This window comes from Streptomyces sp. NPDC058295 (genome assembly GCF_042880655.1).
GTDB classification, from domain to species: Bacteria; Actinomycetota; Actinomycetes; order Streptomycetales; family Streptomycetaceae; genus Streptomyces; species Streptomyces coriariae.
The window spans coordinates 108,679-128,372 of sequence record NZ_JBHVYO010000026.1 but is presented as its reverse complement, the minus strand read 5'-3'; the positions used below and the strand labels follow the sequence as shown (position 1 = coordinate 128,372).

Genomic DNA, 19,694 nt, shown 5'->3' with positions numbered 1-19,694 from the left:
CCGATCCTCTACTACGGCGACGAGATCGGCATGGGCGACAACATCTGGCTCGGCGACCGCGACGCCGTCCGCACCCCCATGCAGTGGACACCGGACCGCAACGCAGGCTTCTCCTCCTGCGACCCGGGCCGGCTGTCCCTTCCCGTGATCATGGATCCCGTCTACGGCTACCAGGTCACCAACGTCGAGGCGTCGATGTCGTCGCCCTCCTCGCTGCTGCACTGGACCCGGCGCATGATCGAGATCCGCAAGCAGAACCCCGCCTTCGGCCTCGGGACCTACACCGAACTCCAGTCCTCCAACCCGGCCGTCCTCGCCTTCCTGCGCGAAGCCCCCCTGACGGCCGACGGAGGGGACGACGTGGTGCTGTGCGTGCACAACTTCTCGCGCTCCGCGCAGCCCACCGAACTCGACCTGCGCCGGTTCGACGGCCGCCATCCCGTCGAGCTGTTCGGCGGGGTCCGCTTTCCGGCCATCGGGGAACTGCCCTACCTGCTCACTCTCGCGGGACACGGCTTCTATTGGTTCCGGCTCACCAGAGCCGCGTCCCGGATCGGCCGCCGCCTGTGAGCGAGCGCCGGGGAAAGGATGGGTCACCGTGACGAAGACCGCACCCCTGCGACCGAGCAGCGCGAGCGGCGTCCGCTCCGTCGGACCGCTCGCCGCGCTGCTGTGCGAATGGCTGCCGCGGCAGCGCTGGTTCGCCGGCAAGGACCGGCCCCTCACCGACCTGCGCATGCTGTCGATGACCGAGCTGTACCCGGGTTGTCTGCATCTGCTCGTGCACGCCGATCAGTCGGGTGTCCCGACTCCCGGGGGCACTCCCCCGGCCGGCGACTGCTACCAGCTGCTGCTCGGCGTCCAGGAACACCTGTCCCCGCGTCTGGGACGGGCGCTGATCGGCAGGGTGGAGGACGGGCCGATGGCCGGTCTGACGGTCCATGACGCGCTGCAGGACCCCCGGTCGGCGCATCTGCTCCTGGAGCGGATGCGGCACCCCGGCACGCTGGGCCCGTTGTGCTTCGAGTCCGACCCGTCCGTGTCGCTGCCCCCCGGGCTCGCGCCGCGGCTGCTGGAGGCCGAGCAGTCCAACACCTCGCTGGTGTACGGGGACGCGTTCATCCTGAAGATCTTCCGGCGCATCCAGCCCGGGGTGAACCCCGATCTGGAGGTGCCGGTCGCGCTGGCCGGGCAGGGGTGCGGACGGGTGCCCGCGCCCGTGGCCTGGTTCCGCACGACCCATCCACAGGAGGCGACGCTCGGCGTGCTCCAGCCGTTCCTGCCGGACGCGTCGGACGGCTGGACGCTGGCGCTGCGGGCCCTGGCCCGCGGGGAGGACTTCACGGCGGAGGCCGAGGAACTGGGGCGGGCCACGGCGGACGTCCACCTCGCGCTGGCCGCGGCCCTGCCGGCCGGTCCGGACGCCGAGGACGGGCGGACGGCGGCGGCGATGACCGAGCGGCTGGAGGCGGCCGCGCACCATGTGCCGGCACTGCGCCCCTTCGTGCCGGGCCTCACCACCGCCTTCGGCGCGCTCTCCGTGTGCGACGCCGGGCCGCCCGCCCAGCGCATCCACGGGGACCTGCACCTCGGGCAGGTCCTGCGCGCCGGACGCGACTGGTTCGTCATCGACTTCGAGGGCGAACCGTCCCGTCCGCTGGCCGAGCGCCGCAGTGCCCACTCCCCGGTCCGGGACATCGCCGGGATGCTGCGCTCGTTCGACTACGCCGCCCGCCAGCGCCGTCCGTGGCGGCCGGAGTGGGCGCGCCGCTGCCGGGAGGCCTACTGCGCCGGCTACGCCGCCCGCGCGGGCTGGGACCCCCGCAAGAAGCATGCCCTGCTGCGTGCCTACGAGACGGACCGAGCCGTGTACGAAGTGCTGTACGAGGCCCGTAACCGTCCCGACTGGCTGCCCGTACCCATGGCGGCGATCGAACGACTCGCCGTCCGAGGAGGCTGACCCCTGTGGCCCTGCGTGACACCTCTCCGCCCGAGTCGGCCGGTCCCCGCCCGCGCACGGCGCCCGCGCTCGACGCGGCCGACCGTGGGCGCCTGCTCTCGGGCGCGCACCACGATCCGCACGCCCTGCTGGGCGCGCACCCGGTACCGGGCGGGATCGTCTTCCGGGCATTGCGGCCCTTCGCGGACGCCGTGAGTGTCGTGATCGACGGCGATCCCACCCCGCTGGTCTCGGAGGGCGACGGTCTCTTCTCCGTCCTGCTGCCGCTCGACGCGGTGCCCGCGTACACGCTGCTGGTGTCGTACGGAGGCGCCGAGCGCAAGGTGGACGACCCCTACCGATTCCTGCCCGCGCTCGGCGACCTGGATCTGCATCTCATCCGGGAGGGGCGGCACGAGGAGCTGTGGAAGGCGCTCGGCGCCGAGCCGATGGCCCACCAGGGGGTGACCGGCACCCGGTTCACCGTGTGGGCGCCGAACGCCCAGGGGGTGCGCGTCGCCGGGGACTTCTGCTTCTGGGACGGGACCGCCTTCCCGATGCGGTCCCTCGGTTCGTCCGGGGTCTGGGAGCTGTTCCTGCCCGGGATCGGCGAGGGCGCCCGGTACAAGTTCGAGATCACCTCGCGTCACGGCCACCGCTTCCTCAAGGCCGACCCGATGGCCCGGCGCGCGGAGGTGCCGCCGGACACGGCGTCGATCGTGCACGCCTCGCACTACGAGTGGGCGGACGAGGAGTGGATGGCGCACCGGGGCGACGTCCCCGTGCATGGGGCGCCGTTCTCCGTGTACGAGGTCCACCTGCCCTCCTGGCGACCGGGGCTGACTTTCCGTCAGCTGGCGGAGGAGCTCCCGCCGTACGTCGACGACCTCGGCTTCACGCATGTGGAGTTCATGCCGGTCGCCCAGCATCCGTTCTCGGGTTCCTGGGGCTACCAGGTCACCGGGTTCTACGCGCCGGCCTCACGCATGGGCACGCCCGACGACTTCAAGTTCCTGGTGGACGCCCTGCACCGGGCCGGGATCGGCGTGATCGTGGACTGGGTGCCGGCGCACTTCCCCAAGGACGACTGGGCGCTGGGCCGGTTCGACGGGGAACCGCTGTACGAGCCCGGCGACTCCCGGCGGGCCGAGCATCCGGACTGGGGGACGTACGAGTTCGACTTCGGGCGCGTGGAAGTGCGCAACTTCCTCGTGGCGAACGCCACTTACTGGTGCGAGGAGTTCCACGTCGACGGGCTGCGGGTGGACGCCGTCGCCTCGATGCTCTACCTCGACTACTCGCGGGACTCCGGCCAGTGGTCGCCCAACGTGTTCGGCGGCCGGGAGGACCTGGACGCCATGGCGTTCCTCCAGGAGATGAACGCGACGGTCTACCGCCGCAACCCGGGGGTGGTGACCATCGCGGAGGAGTCCACCGCGTGGGAAGGGGTGACCCGGCCGACCGACAGCGGCGGTCTGGGGTTCGGGCTGAAGTGGAACATGGGCTGGATGCACGACTCGCTGGAGTACATCGCCAAGGAGCCGGTGCACCGCAAGTACCACCACAACGAGATGACCTTCTCGATGGTGTACGCCTACAGCGAGAACTACGTGCTGCCCATCTCCCACGACGAGGTCGTCCACGGCAAGCAGGCGCTGGTCTCCAAGATGCCCGGCGACTGGTGGCAGCGGCGCGCCAACCACCGCGCGTATCTGGGGTTCATGTGGGCCCACCCGGGCAAGCAGCTCCTCTTCATGGGCCAGGAGTTCGCCCAGGGCGCGGAGTGGTCCGAGGCCCACGGCCCCGAGTGGTGGCTGCTGGACCCGGGGTACGCGTCGGCGGGCGATCACCGGGGGGTGCGGGACCTGGTGCGTGATCTCAACACGGTGTACCGGGCCACCCCGGCCCTGTGGGAGCGGGACACCGATCCGGCCGGTTTCCGGTGGGTGGTCGGCGACGCCGCGGAGGACAACGTCTTCGCGTTCCTGCGCCTCGACGCCCACGGGGCTCCGCTCCTCGCCGTCAGCAACTTCTCCCCGGTCGTGCGCCACGACTACCGGCTCACCGTGCCCGACGGGGTGCCGGCCTGGCGCGAGCTGCTCAACACCGACGCCGAGTGCTACGGCGGCAGCGGCCTCGTCCACCCCGCCCCCGTCGCGGTACGGGACGGGGGGATCGCCCTCACCCTGCCGCCGCTGGCCACGGTGTGGCTGGCACCGTCGTCCGTGTGAACCAGCCCCGGCGGGGCATTCGGGTGCGTACCACCCGCCAGAGAGAGGCCGTACCCCGTGCGCACCGTCGGAGTGGAGGAAGAACTCCTCCTGGTCGACCCGGAGACCGGGGAGCCCCGGGCCCTGTCCGCCGCCGTCCTCGCCCGCGCCTCCCGGCGCGGGGCAGAGGAAGACGTCTTCGAGAGGGAACTGCACAACCAGATGCTCGAGTTCAACACCCACCCGCAGTCGGGCATGGGTGAACTCGGCGCGGAGATCGTCCGCATACGCGGGGAGGCGGCCCGGCACGCACGGGAGACCGGGTGCGCGGTCGCCGCGCTCGCCACCTCGCCGTTGCCGGTGCGCCCGTCCGTCGGTATGAACCGGCGCTACCAGTGGATGGCGGAGCAGTACGGCATCGCGACACAGGAACAGATGGTGTGCGGCTGCCATGTCCATGTGTCCGTCGAATCGGACGAGGAGGGCGTCGCGGTCGTCGACCGGATCCGGCCCTGGCTGGCCGTGCTGACGGCGCTGAGCGCCAACTCGCCCTTCTGGCAGGGCCGGGAGACGGACTACAGCAGCTATCGCAGCCGGGTGTGGCAGCGCTGGCCGTCGGCCGGGCCGACCGAACTGTTCGGGTCGGCGGACCGGTACCACCGGCGGGTGGCGGACATGGTGGCCACCGGCACGATCCTCGACGAGGGCATGGTCTACTTCGACGCCCGGCTGTCGGCGCGCTATCCGACGGTGGAGGTGCGGGTGGCGGACGTCTGTCTGCACGCGGACACCGCCGTGCTGATCGCGACGCTGGTGCGGGGGCTCGTCGAGACCGCCGCCCGGGACCGGGAGGCCGGCCGGGAGCCGCTGGACCACAGTGTGAGCCTGCTCCGGCTGGCCGGCTGGCGGGCCGCCCGCTCGGGCCTCACCGAGGAACTGCTGCACCCCGCGACCATGCGGCCGGCACCCGCCGAGACGGTCGTCAGGGCTCTGCTGGAGCATGTGGAGGACGCGCTGGCGGACAGCGGTGACCTGGAGCGCGCCCGTGCTTCCTGCGACAGGCTGCTGCGGCACGGCAACGGCTCCCGGATCCAGCGCGAGGTGTGGGAGCGCACCGGCAGTCTGCGCGAGGTGGTCACCACCTGCGTGCAGCACACCCAGGCCTGAGGTCGCCTCCCGGATACCGCCGCGGTCCCCGGTCGGAGCGCCGGAGCATCAGAACGTCAGAGCATCAGCACGATCGCGTACGCCAGGAAGAAGGCCGCGCACAGCACGACCAGGACGATGATCAGGGTGAGCGGGCCCTTGGCCCAGCCCTTGGACGGGTTGTGCGTCTCCCGAGGGCCGGCTCCGGGCATGCTGCTCTCCGCGGGCGGGGTCTCGCCCGGGGGGACGCCGCCGCCGGGTTCCAGACCGGTGGTGCGTTCGGGTTCGGGGTCGGGATTGACATGCTTCATGCTCTCCGAGTCCCCCCGGACCGCCGACTTCACCGGCGGTGGGCCGTCGGAAGTGACGGGGGCCCGGCAGGCCGAGATCATCAACGCGGATTACTTATTCGTTCCAGGCCACAACCGGTCCCACCTGGGCTAGATTCGGGCACCGTCGATAACAGTTCCCGTCGGCGGAGTCACAGCCCGTACACCTCAGGAGCAGCGCATGCGCGACTTCGCCCTCGCTCCCCCGGCCACCACGCCCCTGACCGGAGGCCTCGCCGACACCGTCTTCGAGACAGCCGCCCGCACTCCCACGCTCCCCGTGCTCGCCCGCCGTCCGGACGGCGCCGCCGCCGACTGGGAGGAGGTGACGGCCGTCGAGCTGCGGGACGAGGTGGTCGACCTGGCGAAGGGGTTCGTGGCCTCCGGGATCTCGCCCGGACACCGCGTCGCGATCATGGCGCGCACCCGGTACGAGTGGACGGTCCTGTGTCACGCGCTGTGGGCGGTGGGCGCCGAGGTCGTCCCGGTCTATCCGACGTCCTCGCGCGAGCAGGTCGAGTGGATCCTGCGGGACGCGAACTGTGTGGGCGTCGTAGTCGAGGACGAACAGAGCGTCATGACCGTGGGATCGGTGTGCGCGGCCCTGCCCTCACTGCGGAGCGTCTGGCAGTTGGACGCCGGGGCGTTCGAACAACTCACGCAGCGCGGAGAGTTGGTGCCGATCACCACCGTGGACTCGCTGCGCCGGATCGTGCTGCCCGACTCCACCGCCGTGATCGCCTACACCTCCGGGACCTCGGGCCGGCCGCTGGGCTGCGCGCTGAGCCACCGCAGCCTGGCCAGCCCCTGCGACACGCTGCTGGCCGGCTGGGGGCACACGGCCGCGCCCGTCGGCCGGCAGCCGAGCGTCCTCGCCTTCCTGCCGTTCTCCCACGTGTACGGGCTGATGATCCAGGGCCTGTGTCTGCGCGGCGGCATCCTGATGGGCCACGAACCCGACATCGGCGCGGAGGCGCTCGCCGAGTCGCTGCGGACCTTCCGTCCGACGTATCTGTACGCGGTGCCGTCGGTGTTCGAGAAGATCTACAAGAACTTCCTGCGGGCGGCCCAGGAGGCCGGCCGTGGCGCCCTGTTCGAGCGGGCGGCGGAGACGGCCCGGGACTTCGCGGCCGCCGTCGAACGGCAGCGGCTGGGCCGCGGCTCGGGGCCCGGTTTCGACCTGCGGCTCCAGCACGCCCTGTTCGAACGGACGGTGTACCGCAGACTCCGGGCGGCGCTCGGCGGCCGCGTCCACCGCGCCACCTCGGGCGGCTCCCCGCTCCACCGCGATCTGTCCCTCTTCTTCGAGGGCATCGGCATCTATGTGCACGACGGGTACGGCCTGACCGAGACCAGCGGCGGGATCACGATGCAGCCGCTCGGCCGGGAGAAGTCGGGCACCGTCGGGCAGGCCCTGCCGGGCGTCGACATCCGGGTGGCGGACGACGGGGAGATCCTGGTGCGCGGCCCGTCGGTGTTCCAGGGCTATGTCAACGACGACGCCGCGACGCGGGCCGCGCTGTGGGGTGGCTGGCTGGCCACGGGTGACCTCGGGTTCCTGGACTCCGACGGCTACCTCACGATCACCGGCCGCAAGAAGGACGTCATCATCACCAGCAGCGGCAAGAGTGTGGCGCCGGCCTCGCTGGAGCAGCGGTTGCGGATGCATCCGCTCGTCCACCAGGCCGTGGTCGTGGGTGACAACCGGCCGTGCGTGGGCGCGCTGATCACCCTGGACCCCGACTTCCTGGCGCACTGGCGCGGGAACCTGATGCTGCACGGCGACACCCAGAGCCGGGAGGCGCGCGAGGAGAACGCCCTGCGCGAGGAGGTCGGCCGGGCGGTGGCCGCCGCCAACAGCACGGTGTCCCGCTCGGAGTCGATCCGTGCCTTCCGCATCCTGCCGCAGGCGTTCGACCAGACCAACGGCCTGCTGACGCCCTCGATGAAGCTGCGCCGCGACTCGATCGTGGCGCACTACGCGACGGAGATCGAGGCGATGTACCAGGCCCGGGCGCGGCTGCCCCGGCAGAGCGCACCGGAGGAGGTGCTGGGCTGGGACGACGCCGACGACGTGTTCCGGTGATCCGGACGGCGGTGGACACGGGCCCGGACACGCTGCGTGGCCGGAGAGCCGGCGACCGTGTTCCGCCGCGACCATATGCCGTCGGATGACGGACGCGTAGCCTGGCAGCCCTCGGGAACCCTGTAGGGGCGACGCCAGAGAGCCGTACGAGAAAGGACGACGGTCCCGGAGACTCAGGGACCGCACTGACGACATGGCAACCGAGCCGCGTGGAAACGACGCACTGTCCTCCTGGGCGATTCCCAGCCGTACAGCCCGCTTCGAGGGCGAACCCCAGGACGTGACGGGTGCACGGCTGGCCACGGAGGAGTTCCTCCACGAGCTGGCCGGCACCGTGCCTCCCACGGCACCGGAGTGCTGGCACGACATCGTGCTGATCGTGACGGAGCTGGCGGCGAACGCCGTCCAGTACGCGCCGGGCCCCTTCGAGCTGTGCCTGCGCCCCACCTTCGACGGGGTGCACGTGACGGTGCACGACACCAACAGCACTCCGCCGTCCCCCCGGCCGTTCCACCCCGACAGCGGGGGCGGGGGCATCGGCTGGTATCTGGTGCACACCCTGTGCAGCCAGGTCAGCGTGGTGCCGAACGAGGCCGGCCGGGGCGAGGGGAAGGACGTGCACGTCTTCCTGCCCTGGTGAATGCGGCGGGAGCGGCAGGGCGGGAGCGGAGAGCCGGGAGGGCTGAGCCCGCGCCCGTCGCGTCAGGCCGGCCGGTCGGCGGGCCGGATCGGCACGAACACGCTGATCGTCTTCCCGCCGCCGTTCCGTTTCTCGATGACGATGTCCCGGGCCAGGCGGAGGACAAGCGGCCATCCGTAGCCGCCCACCCGGTGGCCGGCCGGGCGGGGGCCCGGTCCGACCACCGTGGCGGGCACGGCGTCGCTGTGATCGCTAACGGCCAGCCGGATCCCGTCCCGCACCGGCGTCATCTCGAACCCGGTCAGTCCGCCGCCGTGCCGGAGGGCGTTGGCCACCAGCTCCGACACGACCAGCAGCAGGTCGATGACGTCCTCCTCGCGCGCCGGCCGGGTGGACAGGTTCCACCGGGCGTCCACCGCCGCGCGTGCGTGGGCCCGAGCCGCCGCGGCGGTCTGCACCGGCGCCCCGGCCGTCCCCCGGGCGGGCACCGAGCGGGCGGGCGCGAGTCCCTCTTCCCTCATGCCGATGGCGTTCCCCGTGGTGTCAGCCGGCGGTAGTGGTCACCGACTGCGGTGAGGTACGCCGGGTCCGTCGTCTCGCTGTCGGTGCGGAAGCGGGGCGCGTCCTTGACCTCGTCCCCGGTGCACCTCAGGGTCACCTTGCGTTCCGTGTGGTCGACGCCCGTCACGACGCCCACCGGGACGACGGCGCTCCTGCCGAACAGCCACACGCCCGTGTCGACGACCAGGTGCCGCATGCCGAGCGGGTCGGCCTCCCGTTCCACATGACCGAGGGTGCCGTCGGCCGTCATGACGGCGTAGTCGGTCAGGTCCTGTCCTTCGGCGTATCCACTGTCCGGCGTGTACGACCAGATTCCGTCGATGGTCACACTGCTCCCTTCTCGCGCTCCACAGCTGCCATTACCCGCCTGTGGCGCCCGCATTCGGGGCATGTCTGTCCGTTCCTGACCGAAGAGAGTGGGTATCAGCACCTGTTGGAAAAGTCTGTGCGGAACAACAGGCATGAGATCCGGAACCCGGGGCAGACGGACTCCGTCATCGACCGGCTCGACGAACGGAGTGAGCGGCATGAATGCCGTGACGGCACACGCAACGACGGCCACGGCAGCGCGGGCGGGCACGGAGAGCCCGCGAGGAGGGGTTCCGCTCATCGAGATGCCCACCCAGGTGAGCCCGAAGGACGCGCGGGAGCTCTCGCGCCGCTTCTTCGACCGGCTGGCCGTCGTGGAGGAGGGCACCCACGAGTACCAGTACGTCCGCAACACCCTGATCGAGATGAACCTGTCCCTGGTGCGGTACGCGGCCTCCCGCTTCCGCGGCCGGGGCGACTCGATGGAGGACATCGTCCAGGTCGGCACGATCGGGCTGATCAAGGCCATCGACCGGTTCGAGCTGACCCGCGAGGTCGAGTTCACCTCGTTCGCCATTCCGTACATCGTCGGCGAGATCAAGCGGTTCTTCCGGGACACGAGCTGGGCCGTGCACGTGCCGCGCAGGCTCCAGGAGGCACGGGTCGAACTGGCCAAGGCCACCGAGGAGTTGCAGACGCGGCTCGGCCGGATGCCTACGACCCGTGAGCTCTCGCAGCTGATGTCCCTGTCGGAGGAGGAGGTCATCGAGGCGCGCAAGGCGTCCAACGGCTACACCTCCGCCTCCCTCGACGCGGCCCTCACCTCCGACGGCGGCGCGGACGGCGAGTCCGTGCTGGCCGACTTCCTCGGCGCCGAGGAGCCGGCGCTGGAACTGGTGGAGGACTTCCACTCGCTGGCGCCGCTGATCGCCGAACTCGGTGAACGGGAGCGCCGGATCATCCACATGCGGTTCGTCGAGGAGCGGACGCAGGCGGAGATCGGCAGGGAGCTCGGCATCTCCCAGATGCATGTGTCGCGACTGATCAGCCGCATGGTGCAGCGGCTGCGGACCGGCCTGCTGGGGGCCGAGATCGCCTGACCCCAGAACTCCGGTCGTGACTTTGCCCGGGACGGCTTCCGCCGTCCCGGGCAAAGGTGTGCGTGTACCCCGCTTCCGCTCGTGTATGCATGGTGCCCGTCGTCTGGAATTCCTGTGTGCGCAAAGTGAGCGATGCTTTGTTTCGCCGCGCTCCGGTGGGTTAGCCTGCGGCGGATTTCCCTCATCGCGCGCATCCGTGAACTGCGGAAATCCACGTACGACATGCGGGGCCGTCCACCCGGGCGGCCCGGTTCCGAGTCCCCGCCCGGGGGCTCCTGGGGAGCGGAACGAGGGTAGGCATGACCAGCAACGCGACCGAGTCCTTGGACACGGTTCCCGGCGACCACGAGCTCAGGCAGCTCCTGGCAGGCCTGACGGCCGTACGGGACGGGGACTTCGGCACCCGGTTGCCCACCGACGGGGACGGTCTGCTGGGTGATATCGCCACCGTCTTCAACGGCATGGTCGATCAGCTGTCCGTCTTCACCTCCGAGGTCACCCGGGTGGCCCGGGAGGTGGGCACCGAGGGGACCCTGGGCGGCCAGGCGGAGGTGCCCGGGGTCTCCGGGACCTGGGCCGACCTGACCGACTCCGTGAACGCCATGGCGGGCAACCTGACGACCCAGGTGCGGGACATCGCCCAGGTGGCGACCGCGGTCGCCAAGGGCGACCTGTCGCAGAAGATCGACGTGCCGGCCCGGGGCGAGATCCTTCAGCTGAAGGAGACCGTCAACACGATGGTCGACCAGCTGTCCGCCTTCGCCGACGAGGTCACCCGCGTCGCCCGCGAGGTCGGCACCGAAGGACGCCTCGGCGGCCAGGCCCAGGTGCCCGGGGTCGCCGGGGTGTGGCGGGACCTCACCGATTCGGTCAACTTCATGGCCGGCAACCTCACCAACCAGGTCCGCAACGTCGCCCAGGTGGCGACCGCGGTGGCCAAGGGCGACCTCTCCCAGAAGATCACCGTCGACGCCCGCGGCGAGATCCTCGAACTCAAGAACACCATCAACACGATGGTCGACCAGCTCTCCGCCTTCGCCGACGAGGTCACCCGCGTCGCCCGCGAGGTCGGCACGGCGGGCAACCTGGGCGGCCAGGCCACGGTCCGCGGGGTGTCGGGCACCTGGAAGGACCTCACCGACAACGTCAACGTCATGGCGTCGAACCTGACGGGCCAGGTGCGCTCCATCGCCCAGGTCGCCACAGCCGTGGCCCGGGGCGACCTCTCGCAGAAGATCACCGTCGAGGCCAAGGGCGAGGTCGCCGCGCTGGCGGACGTCATCAACACGATGGTGGACACCCTGTCCGCGTTCGCCGACGAGGTGACCCGGGTGGCCCGCGAGGTCGGTACCGAGGGCCGGCTCGGCGGTCAGGCGCAGGTGCCGAACGTGGCAGGCACCTGGAAGGACCTCACCGACAACGTCAACTCGATGGCCAACAACCTCACCGGCCAGGTCCGCAACATCGCGCTGGTGACCACGGCGGTGGCCAAGGGCGACCTGTCGAAGAAGATCGACGTGGACGCCCGGGGCGAGATCCTCGAACTCAAGACGACCATCAACACGATGGTCGACCAGCTCTCCGCCTTCGCCGACGAGGTCACCCGCGTCGCCCGCGAGGTCGGCACCGAGGGGCGCCTCGGCGGCCAGGCCGAGGTGGAGGGTGTCTCGGGCACCTGGAAGCGCCTCACGGAGAACGTCAACGAGCTGGCCGGGAACCTGACCCGGCAGGTGCGCGCGATCGCGGGGGTCACGAGCGCCGTCGCGGAGGGTGATCTGACCCGGTCGATCACCGTGGTCGCCTCCGGCGAGGTCGCCGAGCTCAAGGACAACATCAACTCGATGGTGGAGTCCCTGCGCGAGACCACCCGGGCCAACCAGGAGCAGGACTGGCTCAAGACCAACCTGGCGCGTATCTCCGGTCTCATGCAGGGCCACCGCGACCTGTCCGTGGTCGCCGAACTGATCATGGACGAGCTGGTGCCGCTGGTATCGGCCCAGTTCGGCGCCTTCCACCTCGCTGAGGACGGCGAGCACGGCCCGGAGCTGCGGCTCGTGGGTGCCTACGGCTACCCCGCCGACGACGACCGACCCGCCCGTATCCCGTTCGGCCGCTCGCTGGTCGGCCAGGCCGCGCGCAGCCGCCGGACGATCATCGTCGACGAGCTGCCGGCCGGTTACGTCACCATCTCCTCGGGGCTCGGTCAGGTGGAGCCCAGCGCCCTGGTGCTGCTGCCCATCGTCTTCGAGGGGTCGGTGCTCGGCGTGATCGAACTGGCGTCGGTGGGCGCGTTCACGCAGATCCACCGGGACTTCCTGGAACAGCTGAGGGTGACCATCGGCGTCAACGTCAACACCATCGTGGCGAACGCCCGCACGGACGAGCTGCTCGACGAGTCCCAGCGGCTGACCGCCGAACTCCAGGCCCGGTCCGCCGAGTTGCAGTCCCAGCAGGAGGAGCTCCAGCACTCCAACGCCGAACTGGAGGAGAAGGCCTCGCTGCTGGTGGCGCAGAACCGTGACATCGAGGCGAAGAACCTCCAGATCGAGCAGGCCCGGCAGGAGCTGGAGGCGCGGGCCCAGCAGCTGTCCCTGGCGTCGAAGTACAAGTCGGAGTTCCTGGCGAACATGAGCCACGAGCTGCGCACCCCGCTCAACAGCCTGCTGATCCTGGCCCAGCTGCTGGCCCAGAACCCCTCGCGCAACCTCACTCCGAAGCAGGTCGAGTACGCCGGCATCATCCACTCGGCCGGTTCGGACCTGCTCCAGCTGATCAACGACATCCTGGACCTGTCGAAGGTCGAGGCCGGCAAGATGGACGTCTCGCCGGAGCAGGTGTCGCTGCGGCAGCTCATCGAGTACGTCGAGGCGACCTTCCGCCCCATGACGACGCAGAAGAGTCTCGAGTTCACGGTGAGCACGGCCACCGGCGCCCCCGCCGACCTGCTCACCGACGACTCCCGGCTGCGCCAGGTGCTGCGCAACCTGCTGTCCAACGCGGTGAAGTTCACCGAGCAGGGCAGTGTCGAGCTGCGCATCGAGCCGGCCTCCGACGAGGAGGTGCCGAGCAGCGTGGTCCGCGGCAGCACCGTGGTGGCGTTCCGGGTCAAGGACACCGGCATCGGCATCCCGGAGCAGCAGCTGGAGACCATTTTCGGGGCCTTCCAGCAGGCGGACGGCACCACCAGCCGCAAGTACGGCGGCACGGGCCTGGGGCTGTCCATCACCCGGGAGATCGCGCATCTGCTCGGCGGCGCGGTCACCGTGGACAGCACACCGGGTCGGGGCAGCACCTTCACGCTCTACCTGCCGGTCGCGCGGCGGGACTTCCAGGAGGTCGTCGAGGGTGTCCGGCCGGTGGAGCGCGCCCTCGCCGGGCCGCCCGCGGCGATCCCCCTCGGCTCCCCCGGTACGCCCGCGGCCACCGGAGCGGCCCGGCGGCCGCGTCGGCTGCTGGTGGTGGAGGAGCGGCCCCGCGGGCTGCTGACCCTGGTCGCCGAGAGCGTCGTGGCGGACATGGCGCGCGGCCGGGAGGACGGCACGTCGGCGGCGCCGGTCGACATCGTCACCGCCGTCGGGGCGCACGAGGCCGCGGGCGCGCTGGCCGCCGAGCCCTGCCACTGCGTCGTCCTGGAACTGGGCATGCCCGACGCGGAGGCCTCCCGGTTCCTCGAGGCCCTCCACGACGACTCGGTGCTGACCGGCGTTCCGGTGCTCGTGCACAGCGGGCACCGCGCGGACCTGGCCCAGGAGGAGAGCCTCCAGTCCCGGGCGGCCGGCAAGCCGATGGAGTTCCTGTCCAGCCTGGACGAGCTGCGCGAGCGCATCACTTTGCATCTCTCCGCCGAACAGCCGGGGGACGTGCTCGCCCTGGTCCGTCCGGACGAGCCGCAGCACGTGGCGCCGCACCTGCCGGACGACGCCGTCGTGGGCCGGACGGTCCTGGTCGTCGACGACGACGCGCGCAACCTGTTCGCGCTCAGCGGGATCCTGGAACTGCACGGCATCCGCGTCCTGCACGCGGAGAACGGGCGCGAGGGGATCGACACACTGCGCAACAACCCGGACATCGCGCTGGTCCTGATGGACGTGATGATGCCCGAGATGGACGGGTACACCGCAACGGCCGAGATCCGCCGCATGTCCGAGTACGCCGACCTGCCCATCGTCGCGGTGACCGCGAAGGCCATGCCCGGGGACCGGGAGAAGAGCCTCGACTCGGGGGCCAGCGACTACGTCACCAAGCCCGTCGACACCCATGACCTCATGGCCTGCGTCCGACGCTGGCTGACCGTCTGAGGACGTCCGCCCCGCCCGAGCCACCAGGCGTCCCAGCCGAGGAGTCCGCACACCGTGAGCATCCCCGCACAGCCCACCAAACCCGGCGAGGGCCGGGCGCTGCCCGTACCGGCCGCGGAGCAGCCCGGCCCCGAGGGGGGCGCGAGCCCGCCGGAGCCGGAGGGCACCGCCACGCCCTCGTCGGTGGGCCGGCTCGCCGCCACCGTGGACCGGCTGCGCCGGGAGGTCCTGGAGGCCCAGGCGGAGGCCGACGGGCGCGCCCTGGTCGAACTCGCCAAGGGCATCCTGGTGGAGCGCCTCGGCTGTGGTCCGAGCGAGGCGGCACAGCAGCTGTCCGTGCTGGCCGATCAGTCCGGCCTGAGTCCGCTGGAGTTCGCGGTGGACGTCATCAACCAGGCCGCCAAGGACCGCGTGTCGGAGGTGACTCAGGCGTTCCTGGCGGCGGTCGGAAGGCCGGAGGGTCCCGCGGAGCAGTCGGCGGCCGTGCGGTTGCGGGCCGCCGAGAGCGGGGCGCTGGCGGCGGCGCACGACACCCAGGCCGTCGCCGACTCCCTGCTCCAGCACGCGCTGGGCCCGCTGGGCGCGGTCGCCGTGGCGATCTGGGCGGCGGGCTCGGACGGTTCGCTGACCCTCGCCGGCAGCGCGGGGTTCTCTCCCGGCGAGGCCGAGCGCTGGCGGTACGTGCCGCCGGACGTGGCCACGGTGGCCCGCAGCGGCCTCACCGAGGGGGCGACCCAGTGGATCGAGTCGCTGGCCCGGACCGGGCTGCCCACCATCGGCCGCCATCTGCACCCGGACGGCGGCCGGGCGGCCGTGCCCGCCGGCAGCGCCGGACGCGTGGACGGGATCCTGGAGATCGCCTGGCCGGCGCCGCTGGACCGGCAGCCGCCCCAGGTGGTGCGCCAGGTGGAGGCCCTGGCGGACCTGTGCGCCCACACGCTCCAGACGTACGCGCATGTCCGGGGCCCCGACCAGGATCCGCTCGTCCGGCCGGACACGGCGGAGCTGATGGACCTGACGGACGGGCTGCACGACCCGGCCCTGGTCCTGGTGCCGCACGTCGACGCGGCGGGAAAGCTGGTGGACTTCCGCATCCAGCACGTCAACGACCGCTTCCTCGACCCCGCGGGCCGGCCCCGCGCCGTGGTCAACGGGGCCCTGCTGCTCGAGGCCTATCCGATGGCCGCCGGCGGCGGCGGTGACCTGTTCCAGCGGATCGAGCGCGTGCACGCCACCGGGGAGCCGTTCCGGGCGCGCCGGATGAGTCTGACCGCGCTGGTCGGCGAGGTGCCGCTGGCCGCGGTCGCGGACCTCAGCATCAGCCGGCACGGCAACTGCGTGCTGCTGATCTGGCGGATCGAGGACGAGACGGCGCGCCTGGCCAGCCTCCTGCAGAACGCCCAGCGGCTCGGCCGCATCGGCGGTTTCGAGGAGGACCTGCTCACCGGCGAGACCACCTGGAACGGACAGCTGTTCACCCTGTACGGGCGGCCCGAGTCGAGCCCGCCGGTGCCGCTGGAGGACCTGGCCGCGCACACCCATCCCGATGACGCGGTCGTCGTCGGCCGGCTGCTGCGCACGCTGCTGCACGGCCGCCGTCCGGCTTCCGCCGCCTTCCGGCTCCAGCGGCCGGACGGGGTGACCCGGTACATGCGGATCGTCGCCGAGCCGGTGCTCGACACCGACGAACGGCTGGTCGCCGTGCGCGGCGCGTACCAGGACATCTCCGCGCAGCACTGGACGGAGGTGGCGCTCGCCGCCACCCGCGACCAGCTCGCGCAGAGCGAGCAGCACGCCAGCGAGCGCAGCCGGCTGGCCCTCCAGCTCCAGCACGCCATCATGCCGCCCACCCGGGCGCCCCTGGAGGCGCCCGGGCTCCAGGTGGCGGTCCGCTACCGGCCCGCCGAGGAGGAGCACCTGGTGGGGGGCGACTGGTACGACGCCGTCGTGCTGCCCTCCGGGCTGGTGATGTTGTGCGTGGGCGACGTGGCCGGGCACGGCATCGAGGCGGCGACCAGCATGGTGGTCCTGCGCAACGCGCTGCGCGGGCTGGCGGTGACCGGGGCGGGACCCGGTCAGCTGCTGTCCTGGCTCAACATCGTCGCCCACCATCTGACCGGTTCGATCACGGCGACGGCCGTGTGCGGCCTGTACGACCCCTCCCGGCACACCCTGCGCTGGGCGCGGGCGGGCCATCTGCCGCCGGTGCTGGTGCGGGACGCCCAGGCGGCGCCGCTGCCGCTGCTGAAGGGGATGCTGCTGGGCGCCGTACCGGACACGGTGTACGAGGAGGAGGAGGTCCAGCTGGCGGCCGACGACACCCTGCTGATGTACACCGACGGCCTGATCGAGCGGCGTGACCGGTCCGTGGAGGAGTCGCTGACCCAGTTGCTGGTGCAGGCCCGCACGGTGCCGCCGACGCTGGACCAGCAGCTGGACCGGCTGCTCACCTACAGCAGGTCCGACACGGACGACGACACCTGCATCGTGGGCATCCGGCTGCGCTAGGCGGCCGTCCCGTGACGGTCTTGCGGCGCGTGTGCATGGTGGGGAGGTTCGGGGGTATCCGCCTCTGCGCGACACCAGGTCGGGGATCCGCAGACGGAAGGGCAGGACACACGGCACATGACGACCGTCCCGTGCGGCCTCCCGCGCGTCCTCGCCGGCCGTCGCCGCGCATCGACGTCGCCCACCGGGGTAGACGCTCCCGACCGTCAGCTTTCGGAGGTACGTGTGTCCATTGCCCAGAACCCCCTGTCCGTCGAGGTCACCCTGCCTCGTGAGGACGTCGCCCTGGTCACGGTCGAAGGCCATCTCGACCTCGACACGGCGACCGATCTGCAGGCCCATCTGGCCAATCAGCTGCACCACGGCCGACGGCATTTCCTCCTCGACCTCTCGGCGGTTCCGTTCATGGACTCGTCCGGCATGAACATCATCCTGCGGGTGTACCAGGAGGCCCGGGGGCTGCCGGGGAGCGTGCACGTGATCGCTCCCACACCGGCCGTGCGCCGGGTCCTGGACCTCACCGGGGTCAGCCTCACGGTGCCCATATCGGAGAACGTCGACGAGGCTCTGGAGCTCGTCGACCGGCAGCAGCTCCCGGACGGCCCGCAGGACTGACCGGGACCTGACGGCGGCCGTCCGACGGGCACGGAGAACGCGCGGAAACGGCCGACTACTGTCCAATACTTGCCATTTGACAACTGTGTACGTAAGGCAACAGAGTGAGCGGGACTGTGCTGCGGGAGGGAAGACGGATGTGCCTACGGACGAACCCGATCACCCGGGGAAACCGTCAGGCGGTACGGACGTCGGTGGCGTCGGAGTCGTGGATCTGCTCGGCCGCCGCCGCACAGAACGCCTCCAGCCCTCTCAGCAACGCGGCGCGCTGCACGGCGGGCATCTGCTCCAGCACACTCTCCAGCGCGGCCTCACGACGTGATCTGAGGTCGGTGAGGAAGGCACTCCCCCGACGGCTCAGAAAGAGCTCCAGCTCCCGTCGGCTCTCGGCGGCGACCCTGCGCTCGACGAAGCCGACGGCCTGGAGGCGGTCGCACAGGCGGCTGGTGGACGGCGGAGTGGACCCGAGGAACTCGGCGAGGGTGCGCAGGTTGATGCCCTCGTGGTGCTCCAGGATGAACAGCACGCGCAACTGGGAGGCGGAGACCGGCGCCGTCGAGGCACGGCCCCAGAGGACTTCCAAGAGCTCCGCCGCCTCTGAGGTCACACGCGCCACCTGGAGCGGCTGCGGACGCGAGGAGGGGGACATCACGGTCACACTCTCGCAGGCTTCTCGACGGCTGTCAGCCCACCCCCGCCGCCGGGGGCGCCACGGACACGACGCCACGACGTCCCGGGGAACGCTGTGAGCGACCAGGTGAACAGACTCGTCGCCGCCGGGCGTGCCCTGCGCTCCGCGGCCCCGCACCTGCTGCCCGGCGCCCTGAGCCAGGTGCTGCGCACCCGGTACGCGGCGGAGGCCGTGGAGCTGCGGCTGGCCGACTACGGGCTGACGGTACTGCTGCCCGTGCCGCCCGCGCCGAGCGGCACGGAGTCGGCGCCCGTGCAGGGCAGTGCGCCGGGGCGGGCCTTCGGGTCGCAGCAGCCGTACGTCGAGGAGCCGGCCGACGGCCGGGTGCGGGCGCATCTGCCCGTGACCGTGCGCGGCGACCGGCTGGGCGTGCTGTCCCTGACGCTGCCCGCGCGCAGCCGGGAGTCGCTCGCCGAACTCACCGAGCTGGCCGAGCTCCTGGGGCACGAGCTGGTGGTGGCCCAGCGCGACACCGACCTCTACGCGCGGGCCCGGCGCAGGGAACGGCTGACACTGGCGGCGGAGATGCAGTGGCAGCTCCTCCCGGCCCGCTCGTGTGCCCGGGAGGAGTACGCCCTGGGTGCCCAGCTCGAGCCCGCCTACGCCATCTTCGGCGACAACTTCGACTGGGAGGCGTCCACCGACCATCTGCTGGTCTACGTCACCAACGGGATGGGCGAGGGCATCGAGGCCTCCCTGCTGACCAGCCTCGGCATCAACGCGCTGCGCAACGCGCGCCGCGCCGGCATCCCGATCGAGGAGCAGGCGGCCCTGGCCGACCAGGCACTGTACGCCCACTACCGGGGCGAGGCGCACCTGTCGGTCCTGCTGGTGGACATCGAGCTGTCCACGGGGCGGATGCGGGTCGTCGACGCGGGCTCCCCGCAACTGCTGCTCCTGCGCGACCGGGTGCTGTCCCTCGTGGACCTCGACGCGCAGCTGCCGCTGGGCATGTTCGAGGAGACCGACTACGTCCCCCAGGAGCTGACCCTGCTGCCCGGCGACCGGCTGCTCTTCGTCAGCGACGGCGTCCACGGGGTCGCGGCGCCGGGCGGCGAGTCGTACGGCGAGCACGCCCTCGCGCGAGCGCTCGGCAACGCCTCCCTGCTGCCGGCGGCGGACGTCCCGGCCGTGGTGCTGCGCGGGCTGACCAGGCACCGGGGAAGGTCCGAGCCGGACGACGACGCACTGGTCGTGTGTCTCGACTGGTTCGGGAAACGGCCCGCGTCGTAGCCCGCCGCCCACCGCCCGCCCCCGGCGGG

Annotated in this window: 15 protein-coding genes; 11 read left to right on the top strand and 4 right to left on the bottom strand. The window is 71.6% G+C overall.

All coding sequences use genetic code 11. From position 1 onward, the window contains the following. The 4 genes from ACFVYS_RS26650 to ACFVYS_RS26635 form a co-directional block, all read left to right on the top strand. A partial coding sequence (locus ACFVYS_RS26650) for an alpha-glucosidase C-terminal domain-containing protein (protein ID WP_389505908.1) occupies positions 1-570 on the top strand: 570 nt, incomplete at its 5' end. A 28-nt stretch (positions 571-598) separates the two neighbouring features. Further along, positions 599-1,960, top strand: coding sequence for a hypothetical protein (locus tag ACFVYS_RS26645; protein WP_020126273.1), 1,362 nt, complete (start codon positions 599-601; stop codon positions 1,958-1,960). 5 nt (positions 1,961-1,965) lie between these two features. Continuing rightward, positions 1,966-4,170 (top strand): 1,4-alpha-glucan branching enzyme, encoded by a 2,205-nt coding sequence (gene glgB, locus ACFVYS_RS26640; RefSeq protein WP_389505906.1) that lies wholly within the window; start codon positions 1,966-1,968, stop codon positions 4,168-4,170. A gap of 57 nt (positions 4,171-4,227) precedes the next feature. After that, a complete protein-coding gene (locus tag ACFVYS_RS26635) occupies positions 4,228-5,316 on the top strand; it encodes a glutamate--cysteine ligase (protein ID WP_389505904.1) in 1,089 nt (362 codons plus the stop codon). Positions 5,317-5,372: 56 nt separating this feature from the next. On the opposite strand, the gene ACFVYS_RS26630 is transcribed toward ACFVYS_RS26635, so the two are convergent. Continuing rightward, entirely contained in the window at positions 5,373-5,606 is a 234-nt protein-coding gene (locus ACFVYS_RS26630) for a DUF6480 family protein (RefSeq protein WP_389505902.1), read from the bottom strand. Between the two features lie 199 nt (positions 5,607-5,805). Between ACFVYS_RS26630 and ACFVYS_RS26625 the strand changes: the two genes are divergently transcribed. Continuing rightward, positions 5,806-7,710: an AMP-dependent synthetase/ligase gene (locus ACFVYS_RS26625; RefSeq protein ID WP_389505900.1), complete on the top strand. Its 1,905-nt coding sequence runs from the start codon at positions 5,806-5,808 to the stop codon at positions 7,708-7,710. A gap of 193 nt (positions 7,711-7,903) precedes the next feature. Continuing rightward, entirely contained in the window at positions 7,904-8,350 is a 447-nt protein-coding gene (locus ACFVYS_RS26620; RefSeq protein ID WP_389505898.1) for an ATP-binding protein, read from the top strand. A gap of 62 nt (positions 8,351-8,412) precedes the next feature. Here ACFVYS_RS26620 and ACFVYS_RS26615 read toward each other — a convergent pair whose 3' ends face one another. Both ACFVYS_RS26615 and ACFVYS_RS26610 read right to left on the bottom strand, forming a co-directional pair. Continuing rightward, positions 8,413-8,871 carry an ATP-binding protein gene (locus ACFVYS_RS26615; RefSeq protein WP_389505897.1) on the bottom strand — a complete coding sequence of 153 codons (459 nt, stop codon included), beginning with the start codon at positions 8,869-8,871 and terminating at the stop codon, positions 8,413-8,415. Continuing rightward, positions 8,868-9,239 carry a PRC-barrel domain containing protein gene (locus ACFVYS_RS26610; RefSeq protein WP_389505895.1) on the bottom strand — a complete coding sequence of 124 codons (372 nt, stop codon included), beginning with the start codon at positions 9,237-9,239 and terminating at the stop codon, positions 8,868-8,870. Before ACFVYS_RS26610 ends, ACFVYS_RS26615 begins: the two co-directional genes overlap by 4 nt. A gap of 199 nt (positions 9,240-9,438) precedes the next feature. On the opposite strand from ACFVYS_RS26610, the gene ACFVYS_RS26605 reads away from it, so the two are divergent. From ACFVYS_RS26605 to ACFVYS_RS26590, 4 genes are all read left to right on the top strand, one after another. Beyond that, on the top strand, positions 9,439-10,320 hold the full coding sequence (locus tag ACFVYS_RS26605) for an RNA polymerase sigma factor SigF (protein WP_389505893.1): 882 nt from the start codon (positions 9,439-9,441) through the stop codon (positions 10,318-10,320). A 299-nt stretch (positions 10,321-10,619) separates the two neighbouring features. Then, positions 10,620-14,618: a HAMP domain-containing protein gene (locus ACFVYS_RS26600; RefSeq protein WP_389505891.1), complete on the top strand. Its 3,999-nt coding sequence runs from the start codon at positions 10,620-10,622 to the stop codon at positions 14,616-14,618. A 54-nt stretch (positions 14,619-14,672) separates the two neighbouring features. Further along, on the top strand, positions 14,673-17,126 hold the full coding sequence (locus tag ACFVYS_RS26595; protein WP_389505889.1) for a SpoIIE family protein phosphatase: 2,454 nt from the start codon (positions 14,673-14,675) through the stop codon (positions 17,124-17,126). Positions 17,127-17,351: 225 nt separating this feature from the next. Continuing rightward, positions 17,352-17,741, top strand: a complete 390-nt coding sequence (locus ACFVYS_RS26590; protein WP_389505887.1) for an STAS domain-containing protein — start codon at positions 17,352-17,354, stop codon at positions 17,739-17,741. A 175-nt stretch (positions 17,742-17,916) separates the two neighbouring features. On the opposite strand, the gene ACFVYS_RS26585 is transcribed toward ACFVYS_RS26590, so the two are convergent. Then, positions 17,917-18,390, bottom strand: a complete 474-nt coding sequence (locus ACFVYS_RS26585) for a MarR family winged helix-turn-helix transcriptional regulator (protein ID WP_389505886.1) — start codon at positions 18,388-18,390, stop codon at positions 17,917-17,919. Positions 18,391-18,486: 96 nt separating this feature from the next. On the opposite strand from ACFVYS_RS26585, the gene ACFVYS_RS26580 reads away from it, so the two are divergent. Further along, on the top strand, positions 18,487-19,665 hold the full coding sequence (locus ACFVYS_RS26580) for a PP2C family protein-serine/threonine phosphatase (RefSeq protein ID WP_389505884.1): 1,179 nt from the start codon (positions 18,487-18,489) through the stop codon (positions 19,663-19,665). Positions 19,666-19,694 lie beyond the last annotated feature (29 nt).